Below are 15,878 nucleotides of genomic sequence, written 5' to 3' on the forward strand. Positions count from 1 at the left end.
CCTCAATCAAAGGTAAAACGATGGTGTAGCAGCATTCTCGTTAAGGTTTAGGAAAAGATATGCATAATTCAGGATAAAATAACCGTAGCGAAAGCTTAGTATAAAATACCCATGTATTGTGGCGTAGAGCCATGTTTCTTGCGGTACGGTCTTTACCACAAGAATGGTCATCGTCCGTAACATCAGAAATTTTTGGTACAAAAAATAACCACTATTGTGGAGTAGAGATAAGGAGTTTACCTATGCAACCAGCTGAAAAAACACCAAAACAAATCGTGGCCGCTTTAGACGAATATGTCATCGGTCAACATGACGCTAAACGAGCGATCGCCGTTGCTTTACGTAATCGTTATCGCCGGATGCAACTTGCCCAAGATATGCAAGAAGAGATCACCCCGAAAAACATGTTAATGATCGGCCCGACTGGGGTCGGTAAAACTGAAATTGCCCGTCGGCTAGCTAAAATTGTTTCGGCACCATTTGTGAAGGTCGAAGCGACTAAATTTACTGAAGTGGGCTACGTCGGTCGTGATGTTGAATCGATGGTCCGTGATCTAGTGGATGTTGCTATCGAAATGGAACGTAAAATTCAATATAAAAATGTTCATGCTGAAGCTAGTCGTGAAGCTGACAAACGTTTAGTAAAATTATTGGTTCCTGGCGTCAAAAAACAACCCACACAACAAAACCAAATGCAAAGCTTGATGAATGCTTTCACTGCCATGCAAAATGGCCAAAATCCATTGCAAAACAATGAAGAGAAAGAAGAAGTAACGGATACAGTCCGTGACCAACGGCTATCAGTTAAAGAACAGCTAGACCGTGGTCTTTTAGAAAATGAAGAAGTGACCATCGAAATGGATGATCCTAAACAAGCTGTAGCCATGAATAACAACATGATGGGCCAAATGGGTATCGATCTTAGTGAGACCTTAGGCGCGTTAACACCAAAACGTAAGATCAAACGGACCGTTTCTGTTAAGGAAGCTCGCGAAGTTTTGATCAAGGAAGAAGCCGAAAAGCTCGTCAACGACGCTGATATTTATCATGACGCAATTCAACGTGCTGAGAATACCGGCATCATTTTCATCGACGAAATTGACAAGATCACGGCAAATGGTCAAAAAAATAGCGGCGAAGTTTCTCGTGAAGGGGTTCAACGCGATATTTTACCAATCGTTGAAGGGTCTGCGATTACGACCAAATATGGTACGATCAATACTGACCACATCCTATTCATTGCTTCTGGCGCTTTTGCTGACAGCAAACCGAGTGATTTGATTGCTGAATTACAAGGTCGTTTACCGATCCGGGTCGAACTAGATGATTTATCCAAGGAAGACTTCGTCCGTATTTTGACTGAACCAAATAACGCTTTGATCAAGCAATATATGGCAATGATCGCTACAGATAACATTCATACCACCTTCACCAAAGAAGCAATCGAACGAATCGCGGAGATTGCTTATGATGTCAATCATGAAACTGAAAACATTGGTGCACGGCGTTTACACACGATTTTAGAGAAGTTATTAGAAGATATTCTCTATGAAGGTCCCGACATGGAAATGGGCGACATTACGATCACTGAAAAATACGTTAACGATAAAATTGGTGATATCGTGGCGAATAAAGATCTTAGCCGCTATATTCTGTAGTGCTAGCTGTTAGGTGTTGCTATTGGTGATCCGGCTAATAGCTGGAATATCTAAAACTTTGATACAAAAATCAACCACTATTGTGGAGTTGGAGGGCAAATATGTCACTTTCAATCAAAAATCAATTTTTACAGGCGAACTTCACCGAAAAAGGTGCCGAGTTAACCAATCTGATCTCATTAGATTCTGGTACTGAATATATTTGGCAAGCCGATCCGCAGATCTGGGGCCGTCATGCACCGATTCTTTTTCCTTTTGTCGGACGTTTAAAAAATGACGAATATCATTATCAAGGCAAGACTTACCATATGGGGCAACATGGTTTTGCCCGCGACCGTGACTTTAAGGTAGTCAATCATGAAGCCACAACGATCAGTTTTCAATTGACTGATGATGAACAAAGCTGGCAAATTTATCCATTTGCGTTCGAACTTACAGTAACCTATCAATTAGTCGACAACGAACTTGAAGTCACTTATTTCGTGCATAATCCTGCTGAAAAAGAAGACTTATACTTCTCCGTCGGTGGTCATCCCGGCTTTAACATTCCATTAACGGATGAAAATAAGTTTGAAGACTATTACATCAGTTATGAACCAAAGAAATCTCGGGTACAAATTCCGTTGGTCGGACCATTCAATGATGCTGCACACAAGACACTAGCGTCAACTGATACTGATCATGATTTGTCGCACGATTTATTTAGCGGTGACGCTTTGATTTATGAACTACATCAGCCGAACACATTTACGCTGAAAAATGATCATAATCATCAAGGTATTTCGGTGAGCGTTCCTGATGCGCCTTATACAGGTATTTGGTCACCTTATCCGACTACTGGTAATTTTGTTTGTATCGAACCATGGTGGGGAATTGCCGATAATTTAGAGACTAGCGGTGAATTAACGGAAAAAATGGGGATCAACCAATTAGCAGCCGGTGCTGATTTTACTGGCAGCTTTACGATCACTGCTCATCAACGACGTGCATTTTAGCAACAAAAAAACGAGGCCTGAGCCTCGTTTTTATTTGGACGAATTCTTATGATAACCGAACCCGAATGGAACTTTATTTTCAGTTCCGTTGCGAATCCGTTTAAAATTATCGCGATGCATGTAGATGATAAAACACATCAGAATAAAGGCAACACTGCTGAGTAGTGGATCGTGGAAGAAAAACGATAAGCCGAAAATGATCACCATTCCTAACGTGCTAGCAACACTGACCATTCGGGTAAAGTAGACTAGGCTACCGAATACTAGCCAGCAGAGCAAGAAAAATAGTGGATTATAAGCGAGTACCATACCGGCACTAGTTGCCACTGCCTTGCCACCATGAAAATGATCAAAGATCGAGAAACCATGACCAACAACTGCGGCCAAGCCGATTAATATCGGACTATAATACGGGTGGCTGAAGCTACCGAAGAAATACGGCAATGCTGCTGCCAATGTGCCTTTGAACATATCCATGAATAAAACGATCAAGCCAGCTTTTTTACCTAAGACACGAAAGGTATTGGTGGTCCCAATATTACCGCTACCTAATGTCCGGATATCCTTATGATAAACGTATCTACCTAGCCATAAACCTGAAGGAATGGACCCCAGCAGGTAGGCACAGACGAGCATTAATGCAAGTTTCAAAATATTGCCTCCTATAGTCCCACTAATAGTGGATAATTTTATGCGAAATATATTTATTATTTCAGGCGCAACTGTCCAATTAAATTAAACAGGCTTCATATGAAAATGAATGCGCAAGTCTAGTGACAGTCTGTATTTTAGCATGTTTTGCCCCTGCAAGCCATACTAGATAACAGCTAAAACAAGCTACTGGGATATTTCCTCCACTAATGAGCCTGAATATGTGTTAAAATAGGGTAACGAACATTTGTTCTGCTTTGACTTTTCAAATGGATTCGCATAAGGTAAGATAGTATCTTGTGCGCAACATCACGACGTTAACCAACAATTTTAGCTCGCATTGATTTTTGTTTTAGGTGCTAGAGCTACAAAAAGTCTGATGATCGGCTAGTCTTTGACTAGCGTTTTTGTGCCACTCACGATCAATAAATGAATTAGTTCTGTAAAGGAGTTTTTGTTTGATGAAAGAAACCCAAACGGCTTATAATGACGCTTCGATTCAAGTCCTACAAGGATTAGAAGCGGTTCGTAAGCGTCCTGGTATGTACATCGGCTCGACCGATAGCAAGGGACTGCATCATTTAGTCTATGAAATTGTCGATAATGCTGTCGATGAAGCTTTAGCTGGTTACGGTAAAGAAATCGATGTGACCATCCATAAAGATAATAGTGTGACTGTCCGTGATTTTGGTCGCGGCATGCCAACTGGTATGCATGCGTCTGGTATTCCAACTATTGAAGTTATTTTAACTGTCTTACATGCCGGTGGGAAATTCGGCCAAGGCGGTTACAAAACATCTGGTGGATTACATGGGGTCGGTTCTAGTGTCGTTAACGCGTTATCTGAGTCAATGACGGCAACCGTCGTGCGTGATGGCAAAAAATTTCAAGAAACATTTCGTAACGGTGGTCAGCCCGTGGGCACATTAAAGAAGTTAGGTAAAACGCGGGAAGCTACAGGAACAACGATTACATTTAAGCCAGATGCTACGATCTTTACAACTATAGACTTTAATTATAATGTGTTAGCTGAAAGAATCCGTGAGTCAGCCTTTTTGTTGCGTGATGTCAAGTTTGTTTTTACTGATGAACGTGGTGAAGGCCGACAAGAAGTTTATCATTATGAGGATGGTATCAAAGAATTTGTCGACTATTTAAACGAAGACAAAGATACGTTGGGACCAACGATGTTTTTCTCTGGCGAAAAAGATGGTATCCAAGTTGAGTTTGCCGGTCAGTACAATGATGGTTATTCAGAGAATATCTTGTCCTTTGTCAATAATGTGCGGACCAATGATGGTGGCAGCCATGAAGCCGGTATGAAAACCGCCTTGACGCGCTCGTTCAATGACTATGCGCGCAAAGTTAATTTATTAAAAGAAAAAGATAAAAATCTTGAGGGTAGTGATGTCCGTGAAGGGCTGTCGGCGGTCATTTCTATTCGTATTCCCGAGGAAATCTTACAATTTGAAGGGCAAACCAAGGGTAAATTAGGGACACCACAGGCCCGTGCTGCCGTTGATAATGTGATTGGTGAGCAATTGGCTTACTATCTGCTAGAAAACGGTGACTTCGCGCAAATGATGGTCAAAAAGGCCTTAAAAGCGCGTGAAGCCCGTCAAGCTGCCCGCAAAGCACGTGATGAAAGTCGTAATGGCAAACGTAAAAAGAAAACTGAGCGTTTACTCTCGGGTAAATTAACCCCCGCACAGTCGCGTAATAGCAAGCGTAACGAACTTTATCTCGTCGAAGGAGATTCTGCCGGTGGCTCAGCTAAACAGGGGCGTGACCGCAAATTTCAGGCGATTTTGCCATTACGGGGTAAAGTTATTAATACCCAAAAGGCGAAAATGGATGATATTCTCAAAAATGAAGAAATCAGCACTATGATCTACACGATCGGTGCCGGTGTTGGTCCCGAATTTTCCGTTGAAGACAGTAATTACGATAAGATCATTATCATGACCGATGCGGATACCGATGGTGCCCATATTCAGATCTTATTACTGACGTTCTTTTATCGTTATATGAAACCACTGATTGAGGCGGGTAAGGTTTATATTGCCTTACCACCGTTGTATCGCCTACAAAAAGGTAGTGGCAAAAATCTGCAGATCCGCTATGCTTGGACCGATGATGAATTAGCTGCTGAAATGAAGACTTTTGGTAAAGGGAGTAGTTTACAGCGTTACAAAGGTCTTGGTGAAATGAACGCTGATCAGTTATGGGAAACGACAATGAATCCGGAATCACGGACTTTGATCCGAGTTCGAATCGATGACGCCGCTCTAGCGGAACGCCGTGTCACTACCTTGATGGGCGATAAAGTTGCACCGCGACGTAAATGGATCGAAAGTCATGTTCAATTTTCAATGGCTGAAGAAGGCAGTATTTTAGAGACAAAAACAGCTAATCATACCGCTAACAGTGTGGCATCTGACACACCTGATCAAGCAGCAAAGTGAGTGAGTAAATGAGTAATCAACAGAACATTCAAGAATTAACTTTAGAAGAAGTTATGGGCGATCGCTTTGGTCGCTATTCCAAATATATTATTCAAGAACGTGCCTTACCGGATATCCGTGATGGCTTAAAACCAGTTCAGCGGCGTATCTTATACGCAATGAATCGTGATGGCAATACCTATGATAAAGGTTTCCGTAAATCAGCTAAGTCGGTTGGTAATGTTATGGGTAATTTTCATCCCCATGGTGATTCTAGTATCTATGAAGCAATGGTCCGTCTGAGCCAAGATTGGAAACTACGGGCACCATTGATCGACATGCACGGTAACAATGGTTCAATGGATGGTGATCCGCCAGCAGCAATGCGTTATACCGAAGCGCGTCTGAGCAAGATCGCTGGTGAAATGTTACAAGATATTGATAAGAAAACCGTTGATTTTGTACCTAACTTTGATGATACTGAAGAAGAACCAACCGTTTTACCAGCAAGGTTCCCTAACTTGTTGGTCAACGGTGCGACTGGGATCTCCGCTGGTTACGCAACTGAAATCCCACCGCATAATCTTGGTGAAGTGATTCAAGCCTTAATTTATTTACTGGATCATCCCGATGCGACTTTGGATAAGTTGATGACCTTTGTTAAAGGCCCTGATTTTCCAACTGGTGGGATCATCCAAGGCCTTGATGGGATCAAACAAGCGTATGAAACTGGCCGTGGTCGGATTGTCGTTCGTTCACGTACCGAAACAGTTACCCTACGTGGTGGTCGTGAACAGATTGTGATCAGCGAGTTACCCTATGAAGTTAACAAGGCGCAACTAGTCAAAAAAATGGATGAAATTCGTATTCTGAAAAAAGTAGACGGTATTTCTGAAGTCCGTGATGAATCTGATCGCCGTGGTTTATCGATTGTGGTTGAGCTTAAGAAGGGCGCGAATGCGCAAGGTATTTTGACTTATCTTTTAAAGAATACCGATCTTCAAGTCACTTATAACTTTAATATGGTGGCAATCAACCATCAGCGGCCAGATCAATTAGGCTTAAAGCAATTATTGATGGCTTACTTAGAGCACCAACAAATCGTGATCACACGCCGGACCCATTTTGATTTGGACAAGGCACAAGCCCGGCAGCATATTGTACTAGGTTTGATCAAAGCACTATCGATTTTAGATCAAGTGATTAAAGTGATTCGGCAAAGTAAAAATAAAAAGAACGCGAAAGACAATTTAGTCGCTGCTTTCCAATTTACCGAACCGCAGGCGGAAGCAATTGTTTCGTTACAACTGTATCGGTTAACCAATACAGATATTACCGCTCTACAAAAAGAACAGGCTGACTTAGATAAGCAGATCGCCAAGTTAGAAAAGATCTTAGCTGAACCAAAAGAATTGGGCCGTGTACTTAAAGCACAACTCCGCCAGATCGATCATGATTATGGCAACAAGCGTCTCAGTGAGATTCAAGCAGAGATCGAATCACTAAAAGTTGATACAAAGGTGGTCGTTGCTGATGAGGCTGTCATTGTAGCTGTCAGTCACGATGGTTATCTTAAACGCAGTAGTTTACGTTCTTATAACTCATCGACCGATGATGATAATGGCTTGAAAGACGAAGACTTTTTGATCTTCCAACAACAGTTGAGTACGCTAAATCACTTGTTTATGTTTACTAACAAAGGTCACGTGATCTATCGGCCAGTTTATGAGATCAGCGATGCTCGTTGGAAGGATACTGGTGAACATATTTCACAGACGATCGGTTTAGCCGCCGATGAGGCAATCATTCGTACTTTTGCTTTCAGTGAATTAAAACAGGGTGGCCAGTTTGTGCTGACCACAACTGATGGTTATATCAAACAGACAGAATTTAGTGAATTTTTGCCTGGTCGTGCTTACAAATCACGTGCCGCACAAGCTATGCGGCTAAAAGATGAGTCTGCCTTTGTAACGGATGTCATCTATATTCAACCAGATGAAGTGGCGCAATATGATGTTTTCTTGGCCAGCTATACTGGTTATGGTTTGCGTTACCCACTTAGTGAAGTGCCGGTGATCGGTGCTAAAGCTGCCGGAACTAAGTCAATGGCACTTAAGGATGGCGATCATGTGGTCAATGCAGTGCTAGTGCCACGTGAAAAAGCAACTCCCGTCACGATCATTACTCAACGGGGTGCATTGAAACGGATGGACGTGCAGGAAATCACTGAAACTAGCCGCGCTCGTCGTGGTATGCTGATTTTGCGCGAGTTAAAACGTAATCCACATCGGGTTCAGATCATGACTGGCCCGTTACCAGCCGCTGCAAAATTATTGGTACAAACAGATACACGACAGACGTTTTTCTTAACGCCGGATGAACATCCCATCAGTGATCGTTATTCAAACGGTTCCTTTGTTCTTGACACTGAAAAAACTGGTACACCGGTAATTGGCTACCCTAAAATCCAATTTGCACAAGCTGAATAATCTTAATTTTGAGCAATCGCATTCGCGATTGCTTTTTTGTTTCTGTTATAATATATAATCAAACTGTTATATAAAAAAGTGGAACAGAACAAAAAATAAATTATTCAAGCAAAAAATAAATAATGGCGGTATCGATTATTCTTATGGTTGTCCCAATTGGATTTTTTCCCGAAATATTCATAAAAAAAACTAAAATAAAATCAGGGAAAGGGCTTGCATAACGAACATTTTATGTTATACTAACTTATGAAAACTGTTACATTAATGTTTGACATTTAAGGAGGCACTCAATTATGAAACAGCTCCAAGCAAATGACACGACCACAGATTATTGGGAAGGATTCAACGGCGGCGACTGGCAAGATTCAATTGACGTTCGTGATTTCATCCAGCAAAATTTAGTACAATACGATGGTGACGAAAGTTTCCTAGCTGGCCCAACTGAAGCAACCACAACCTTAAATAACAAAGTTATGGCTTTGAAGAAACAAGAACGTGAAGCCGGCGGTGTACTTGACGCTGATAATGACGTTCCCGCAACTTTAACTTCTCATGGCCCTGGCTATATTGAAAAAGATTTAGAAAAAATTGTTGGCTTACAGACTGACAAACCTTTGAAACGTGCATTCATGCCTTATGGTGGTATCCGGATGGCAGAAGATGCCCTCGAAGCTTATGGTTTCAAGACTGATCCGAAGATGCATCAGATCTTTACTGAATGGCGTAAAACACATAACCAAGGTGTATTCGATGTTTACACACCTGATATGCGTAAAGCTCGTCACTATAAGATTATTACTGGTCTTCCTGATGCTTATGGTCGTGGCCGGATTATCCCTGATTTGCCACGTGTTGCGCTATATGGTATCGATCGTTTGATCGAAGACAAGATCGCTGATCACGGTAATGTTGGCGATGGTGAAATGACTAATGACGTTATCCAATTACGTGAACAAATCGCTGATCAAGTTAAAGCCTTAAAAGGTATGAAGAAAATGGCTGCTAGCTACGGCTTTGATATTTCAAAACCAGCCAAAACAGCTCAGGAAGCCGTTCAGTGGGTTTACTTCGGTTATTTAGCCGCAGTTAAAACACAAAACGGTGCTGCAATGTCTGTTGGCCGGATCGACTCATTCTTGGATATCTTTATCCAACGTGACCTTGATCGTGGCTTACTTGATGAAAAGCACGCACAAGAGTTAATTGATCAATTTGTTATGAAGTTACGGATGGTTCGCTTCATTCGGACAACTGATTACAATGATTTGTTCTCTGGTGATCCTATCTGGGCCACACTTTCAATGGCCGGTGTTGGTATGGATGGCCGTCATCATGTTAATAAGACTAGTTTCCGTGTTTTGAAGACATTGGAAAACATGGGGGCTGCACCAGAACCTAACATTACGTTATTATGGGACAAGCGCTTACCAGACGGCTTCAAACGTTATGCTACAAAAGTTTCAATTGATAGTTCAACGATTCAATATGAAAATGATGCATTAATGCGTAACGAATGGGGTACTGACTACTACGGCATTGCTTGCTGTGTTTCTGCACAACCAATTGCTGATGGTGTTCAATTCTTTGGTGCTCGTGCTAATATGGCTAAAACCGTTTTATATGCCATCAATGGTGGTGTTGATGAAATGGGCCGTGCTCAAGTTGGACCAGCAGCTGAACCAATTACTACTGAATATATTGACTATGATGACTTTATGGAGAAATTTGATCGTCAATTAGACTGGGTTGCTGACGTTTATGTTAATGCCTTAAATGCCATTCATTATATGCATGATAAGTATGACTATGAAGCAGAACAATTATGCTTGAAGAACTCACGCTTAGATTACACCTTTGCAACTGGTATTTCTGGTTTATCACACGCAACAGATTCGCTTTCTGCAATCAAGTATGGTCATGTTAAAGTTATTCGTGACGAAGATGGTATTGCAGTTGACTTCAAAGCTGATCATGACTATCCACGTTATGGTAACAATGATGATCGTGCTGATAACATTGCTAAGATGTTAGTTAAGAAGTTGTTTGACAAGATGAATAAACATCATTTATATCATGGTGCTAAATTATCAACTTCTGTTTTGACCATTACTTCTAACGTTGTTTATGGTAAGAACACTGGTACTACACCTAATGGTCGTCAAGCCGGCGAACCATTCTCACCTGGTGCTAACCCAGCATATGGTGCAGAACAAAATGGTGCCTTAGCTTCCTTGTTATCAACAGCTAAGATTCCTTATAAGTATGCTCGTGACGGTATCTCCAATACCTTTGGGGTAACACCACGGACCTTAGGTAATGATATTAGTAGTCAAGAAGATACTTTAGTTAACATGGTTGACGGGTACATGGAAAACAAAGGTATGCATTTGAATATCAACGTCTTCAATCGTGATACCTTGAAAGATGCACAAGCTCATCCTGAAAAGTATCCAACATTGACCGTTCGTGTTTCTGGTTACTGTGTCTACTTTGCAGATTTAACTAAGGAACAACAAGACGACGTTATTTCGCGGACATACTTCGAAGCAATGTAATAGTTTTCGTTTTTGAAAGTGGATGGATTGATTATGATTCATCCACTTTCTAGTAAAGTACTTAAATTCGGTTTAAGTATTTTACTAGAAAGTGAATGATGGATTTAAATGATGGGGTGATGAGATGAAAATTTTTGAACAAGAACAATCATCAGTTGCAGTAGCAGACGAAACACCAATTGGCTACGTGCACTCAATAGAAACATTTGGTTCAGTTGATGGACCTGGTATTCGTTACGTACTTTTCTTACAGGGGTGTCGGATGCGTTGTCAATTCTGCCATAATCCTGACACTTGGAATCAGGGCGTTGGTGATGAAATGACTGCAGATCAAGTATTAGCTGACGCTGAGCGATATAGAGCATTCTGGGGTAAGCAGGGTGGCATTACTACCAGTGGTGGTGAAGCTTTACTTCAGATCGATTTCTTGATCGATTTATTTAAGAAAGCTAAGGCTAAAGGAATTCGGACTTGTTTGGATACCTGTGGCCAACCGTTTACCCGGAAACAACCTTGGTTTGATAAATTTGAAGAATTAATGCGGTATACTGATATTTCATTAGTTGATATTAAGCAGATCAATCCACGTGAGCATAAGCGTTTGACTGGCTGGAGTAATGAAAATATCTTTGATATGTTGAGTTACATGTTAGAACATGATAAACACGTTTGGATTCGTCATGTGTTAGTGCCACAACGGACTGATTTTGATACTGAATTGATTCAGATCGGTAATTATATTAAAACTATCGCACCAATCGTTGATAAAGTTGAAGTATTGCCATACCATACAATGGGCGTTTCTAAGTATGAAGAATTAGGAATCGATTATCCATTGGATGGCATTGAACCACCGACCCAGGCACGGGTCAAAAATGCTGAGAAGTTATTGCATACTACTGATTACACCAATTATCAGCAATATCCTAATTATTCTAGAGCATAATTAGTAAGTTTAGTTTATAATAGTAGCGTCCACCGCCTAATGCTGGTAAACTAGCTAGGGAAGTGGGGGCTATTATTTTTTTAATGAAAAATTCAGATTATAGTCACAATTTTGATTGCATATTATTGTATAATTATCAGCAGTGCGTCAGATTCCGCTTAACTATTTTTCACAATGAAATAATTGTCTTTATGTAAAGCTTTAGGTTATTATTAGTATAAGCATCAAGTATATTGAAGGGGGATCACGTTTTGAAAACCAAACAGGAAAACATTTTTTCATCTAAAACGTTGACTTATTTTTTACAGCTCGCGGAAACGATGAATTACACGCAAGCTGCCCAACTGCTTGGCATTACGCAGCCTGCTTTAACCCAACAAATTAAAAAGTTGGAACGTAGTGTAGAAGCACCATTATTTTATTCGGTAGGTAAGAAGTTACATCTATCTGATGCCGGCCGAACAATGTTACAAACAACGCACGAAATTTATGAATTATTAAATCAGGCAACTGATGAGATTCAGCAAACGACGAGTGCAACTCAAGGTAAGATTTCAATTGGTTTATTAGCTTCCATTGAGGATCGCGTTTTGGAAGATTTTGCCATTCATTATTATAAGGAAAATCCTGAGATTGAATTAAGTTTCCATATGCTGACACGTAAAGAGATCTGGGAGCGCTTAGAAACCAACCAGATCGATTTAGCGGTTATGTATCTACCCGATGACAGTATCAAAAACTGGAAACCATATAAATCCAAGAAGATCCTCAATGAAGATTTATTATTCTTGCATCATAATCAAAAATTAGCCAAACGTAAGAAGATCAAATATAAGGATACAATCGATAATAATTGGGTCACTTATCCCGAACGTTATTATCTAAATTCACTGATCAATGAATCGTATAAGAATCAATTAGTTGATGCGCCCAATATCGTAGCTCACTTTACAACACCTAATCAAATCTTGCGGTTTGCGCGTTCAACGCAGACTTATACAGCTTTACCAAATTCATTTGTGCAGGCCCATCAGGCAGACATTGATTCATACGTTGCTTCATTTGATCCGGCAATTCACTTTGATTTGGCATTTGTTTTCCGGCAAGATAAAGATCAAATACCACGAATTGCTAGCTTCTTGGATGCATTTGATGATTATATCAAGGCCGAAGATTATATTTCACGGCTTAAGGCCACAACAGAAACTGAATAACCACGAATTTACCAAGATAACTTGCCACACTATATAGCCACCGTGCTATAATTAATTACGATTGTTAGTAGTAAACGCTACTAATATAACTTAGTGGGTATGGGACGTGCCGTGGTTAATAGCATAAAAACCACATGAGTACAATGTTCATGTGGTTTTCGTGTGTTCCCAGAAATTTGTCTAAACAGACGAATAGTTCACAAATTTATAGGGAGTGTTTTTTATGAATAAACAATTGGTTTTTGGCCATCAAAATCCAGATACTGATGCAATTGTTGCTGCAATGGCCTATAGCCATCTGTTAAACGAATTAGGTGCCGATACTGAGGCCGTAGCCTTAGGAACGCCTAATGACGAAACTAAGTACGTTTTAGACTGTTTCAACGCCACAGCACCACGTGTCGTTGAAACAGTGGCTAACGAAGTTAAAGAAGTTATTTTAGTTGACCATAACGAAGCACAGCAAAGTGTTGCTGATCGTGATCAGGTGCAAGTTGTTGCCGTCGTTGATCATCATCGAATCGCTAACTTTGAAACAACTAATCCATTGTATTATCGCGCTGAACCCGTTGGTTGCACTAGCACGATCATCACTAAACTATATCATGAAAGCAACATTGAAATTCCGAAGCAATTAGCTGGTTTGATGCTATCAGCAATCATTTCAGATACGTTATTGATGAAATCACCAACAACGACTGATGAAGATAAAGCGGCTATCAAGGAATTAGCTGAAATTGCGGGTGTTGACGCTAATAAGTATGGTTTGGAAGAATTACGTGCTGGTACTAACGTTGACGGTAAATCAGCCGCTGATTTGATCGATGCTGATGCTAAATCATTTACTTTAGCTGGTAAAAACGTGCGGGTCGCACAAATCAACACCGTTGACGTTAACGATATCTTTAAACGCCAAGCTGATTTTGAAACTGCGATTAAAACAGCAAATGCTGACAATGGCTATGATTTGTTCTTCTTGATGGTTACTAACATCTTGAATAGTGATACGGAAGCTTTAGTTATTGGTGATCCAATTGCACCAGTTGAAGCTGCCTTTGATCAAAAACTCAACGCACAGCAACGGTTAGTTTTACCAGGCGTGGTTTCACGTAAGAAACAAGTTGTCCCACAATTAACTGCAGCGTTTGAACAACAATAGAAGTAATACGATAAACTTAGTTGAAATAAAGCAACTAAGTTTATTTTTTAAGCTAAAAGTAGCAAGTTTGATCAAATAAAATTAAAAAGACACTACTTTGTATAATATATATTATGTAAACTAGGATGAATGAATTAGAATTAGGTCTATTTATTGAACTGATTTTTAGGACTCCCCTTGTCAAAATCCATTTTTAGGTAAATTAAAAAGACACTCGAAAAAGTGTCTTTTTTGATTAAATAATCTCATCTTTGATCCAGCCGATCGCAATGGCTTTTTCACCTAAATGTGCGCCAACTACAGGACCGAAATAACTAATATCGAATTTAACTTGGGGATACTTAGCGGCTAATTGATCACGCCACTCGATTGCTGCTGGCTCATCGTTAGCGTGAATCACATAGGCATGAATCGGATAATCGGTTTGTTGCACGGTCTGCGCGAATAATTCTTCGACGCGTGCATAAGCTTTCTTCAATGAACGAATTTTTTCAAAGGCCACGATTTTATGAGAATCATCATCAAATGTTAGAATTGGCTTGATTCGTAACATACTGCCAAGAAATGCTGATGCATTGGATAAGCGGCCGCCACGAACTAAGTTCTGCAGATCATTGACAATGAAGTATTCGTTAGTCGTTGCGCGTAAAGCATCTAAACGTGCAAGAATTTCTTCAACCGTTTTGCCTTTTTGAGCCATTTTAGCAGCTGCTAAAACCATTTCGCCCATTAAAATAACGGTGATCTGAGAATCATAAGGGATTACATGCGTATTTTTAACTAACTGCGCGGCATTTTTTAAGTTGTTTACAAAACCTGAGATCGTACTGGCTAGATGAATACTGATAACGGTATCGTAACCTTGATCGCCTAAACGCTCGTATAAAGCGACCATTTCACCGATTGAAGGCTGTGCGGTGCTAGGAAAATTTTCCGAATGCCGTAGTTTTTCATAGAATTCAGTAGAAGTGACGTCAACACCTTCATTATAGGTTTGACCATCTAGAACGACGGGAATCGGCACCACCGTAATGTTATTTTCATCGATCAATTGCTGGGGTAAGTACGCTGTACTGTCCGTCACAACAGCAATTTTCATAATTGGACACCTACTTTAATGTTTTCATTATCTAAATAACTATACCATAATATCAACTAACTCACAGCTGAAACTAGTAAATTTTAATCGCCCTATCACCCTACTACTTACCTACCATAGTGGGGGCTAAGCGTTGGGTGCTACTAACTAACCGTTTCAGTAAAACTTTGAGAAGTTGCTGCTCATCAGCGGGCCAATTGGCTAAAATTGCTTGTTCTAGCTCAGCGGTAGCTTGACGAAAGTGCTGAAATTGAGTACGACCAAGCTCGGTTAGAATAAACGTCCGCTTACGACGATCGTGTTGATCACTGTGTTTTTGTAATAATTTTTTATGTGTCAACGCAGTTAGCTGTCGACTGAGCGTTGAAATGTCTAACCCGGTTAAATGATGTAGGTCAGTGATCGTTGGTTGTGCATCGGTTAAAAAACTTAATAAGCGAACATCGGCACGGTTTAAACCAAATTGCTGACCAATTTGCTGCTCATAACGTTGTCGCTGTTCTTCAAATTGTTTAAGGGTGGTAAAAATTGGGTCGATCGAACTCACCTCCTAATTTCATATATACGAATCCGCCGAACTTCACTTACAGCCCGTCCTGATCTAAGAAAACTAGATTACTTGTATTCTACAATAGTCTAGTTGTAACTTACAAGTAAATTTTCATTCA

Annotated in this window: 11 protein-coding genes; 8 read left to right on the plus strand and 3 right to left on the minus strand. The window is 40.4% G+C overall.

Annotated features, from left to right (window positions below; all coding sequences use genetic code 11):
- The first annotated feature begins 242 nt into the window (after window positions 1-242).
- Entirely contained in the window at window positions 243-1,658 is a 1,416-nt protein-coding gene (gene hslU, locus LC20001_RS07625; RefSeq protein ID WP_010009948.1) for an ATP-dependent protease ATPase subunit HslU, read from the plus strand.
- A gap of 101 nt (window positions 1,659-1,759) precedes the next feature.
- Window positions 1,760-2,653, plus strand: a complete 894-nt coding sequence (locus tag LC20001_RS07630) for an aldose 1-epimerase family protein (protein ID WP_003678429.1) — start codon at window positions 1,760-1,762, stop codon at window positions 2,651-2,653.
- Between the two features lie 30 nt (window positions 2,654-2,683).
- Here the strand turns inward: LC20001_RS07630 and plsY are convergent, their stop codons facing one another.
- The gene (gene plsY, locus LC20001_RS07635; RefSeq protein WP_035446273.1) at window positions 2,684-3,289 is read right to left on the minus strand and encodes a glycerol-3-phosphate 1-O-acyltransferase PlsY; all 606 of its coding nucleotides are present in this window, start codon (window positions 3,287-3,289) and stop codon (window positions 2,684-2,686) included.
- Between the two features lie 476 nt (window positions 3,290-3,765).
- Between plsY and parE the strand changes: the two genes are divergently transcribed.
- The 6 genes from parE to LC20001_RS07665 all read left to right on the plus strand — a co-directional run bounded on the left by parE (window position 3,766) and on the right by LC20001_RS07665 (window position 14,111).
- Window positions 3,766-5,769, plus strand: coding sequence for a DNA topoisomerase IV subunit B (parE, locus tag LC20001_RS07640; protein ID WP_003678428.1), 2,004 nt, complete (start codon window positions 3,766-3,768; stop codon window positions 5,767-5,769).
- Between the two features lie 8 nt (window positions 5,770-5,777).
- A complete protein-coding gene (parC, locus tag LC20001_RS07645) occupies window positions 5,778-8,237 on the plus strand; it encodes a DNA topoisomerase IV subunit A (RefSeq protein WP_010009946.1) in 2,460 nt (819 codons plus the stop codon).
- 293 nt (window positions 8,238-8,530) lie between these two features.
- Window positions 8,531-10,792 (plus strand): formate C-acetyltransferase, encoded by a 2,262-nt coding sequence (pflB, locus tag LC20001_RS07650; protein ID WP_010009944.1) that lies wholly within the window; start codon window positions 8,531-8,533, stop codon window positions 10,790-10,792.
- 124 nt (window positions 10,793-10,916) lie between these two features.
- Window positions 10,917-11,738 (plus strand): pyruvate formate-lyase-activating protein, encoded by an 822-nt coding sequence (gene pflA / locus LC20001_RS07655; protein WP_003679083.1) that lies wholly within the window; start codon window positions 10,917-10,919, stop codon window positions 11,736-11,738.
- A 251-nt stretch (window positions 11,739-11,989) separates the two neighbouring features.
- Window positions 11,990-12,952 (plus strand): LysR family transcriptional regulator, encoded by a 963-nt coding sequence (locus LC20001_RS07660; RefSeq protein WP_056943263.1) that lies wholly within the window; start codon window positions 11,990-11,992, stop codon window positions 12,950-12,952.
- A gap of 223 nt (window positions 12,953-13,175) precedes the next feature.
- Window positions 13,176-14,111: a manganese-dependent inorganic pyrophosphatase gene (locus tag LC20001_RS07665; RefSeq protein WP_010009941.1), complete on the plus strand. Its 936-nt coding sequence runs from the start codon at window positions 13,176-13,178 to the stop codon at window positions 14,109-14,111.
- Between the two features lie 235 nt (window positions 14,112-14,346).
- Here LC20001_RS07665 and LC20001_RS07670 read toward each other — a convergent pair whose 3' ends face one another.
- The gene (locus LC20001_RS07670) at window positions 14,347-15,210 is read right to left on the minus strand and encodes a DegV family protein (RefSeq protein ID WP_003679088.1); all 864 of its coding nucleotides are present in this window, start codon (window positions 15,208-15,210) and stop codon (window positions 14,347-14,349) included.
- 103 nt (window positions 15,211-15,313) lie between these two features.
- Window positions 15,314-15,757, minus strand: a complete 444-nt coding sequence (locus LC20001_RS07675; protein ID WP_010009940.1) for a MarR family winged helix-turn-helix transcriptional regulator — start codon at window positions 15,755-15,757, stop codon at window positions 15,314-15,316.
- Window positions 15,758-15,878 lie beyond the last annotated feature (121 nt).

The sequence above is a fragment of the Loigolactobacillus coryniformis subsp. coryniformis KCTC 3167 = DSM 20001 genome (genome assembly GCF_002706425.1).
Classification (GTDB): Bacteria; Bacillota; Bacilli; order Lactobacillales; family Lactobacillaceae; genus Loigolactobacillus; species Loigolactobacillus coryniformis.

What these genes read in the sequence shown, in the direction of transcription:
- LC20001_RS07665 (WP_010009941.1), top strand. Translation starts at nt 13,176, where the DNA reads ATGAATAAACAATTGGTTTTTGGCCATCAAAATCCAGATACTGATGCA.
- plsY (WP_035446273.1), bottom strand. Translation starts at nt 3,289, where the DNA reads ATGCTCGTCTGTGCCTACCTGCTGGGGTCCATTCCTTCAGGTTTATGG.
- pflA (WP_003679083.1), top strand. Translation starts at nt 10,917, where the DNA reads ATGAAAATTTTTGAACAAGAACAATCATCAGTTGCAGTAGCAGACGAA.
- pflB (WP_010009944.1), top strand. Translation starts at nt 8,531, where the DNA reads ATGAAACAGCTCCAAGCAAATGACACGACCACAGATTATTGGGAAGGA.
- LC20001_RS07670 (WP_003679088.1), bottom strand. Translation starts at nt 15,210, where the DNA reads ATGAAAATTGCTGTTGTGACGGACAGTACAGCGTACTTACCCCAGCAA.
- parC (WP_010009946.1), top strand. Translation starts at nt 5,778, where the DNA reads ATGAGTAATCAACAGAACATTCAAGAATTAACTTTAGAAGAAGTTATG.
- LC20001_RS07630 (WP_003678429.1), top strand. Translation starts at nt 1,760, where the DNA reads ATGTCACTTTCAATCAAAAATCAATTTTTACAGGCGAACTTCACCGAA.
- hslU (WP_010009948.1), top strand. Translation starts at nt 243, where the DNA reads ATGCAACCAGCTGAAAAAACACCAAAACAAATCGTGGCCGCTTTAGAC.
- parE (WP_003678428.1), top strand. Translation starts at nt 3,766, where the DNA reads ATGAAAGAAACCCAAACGGCTTATAATGACGCTTCGATTCAAGTCCTA.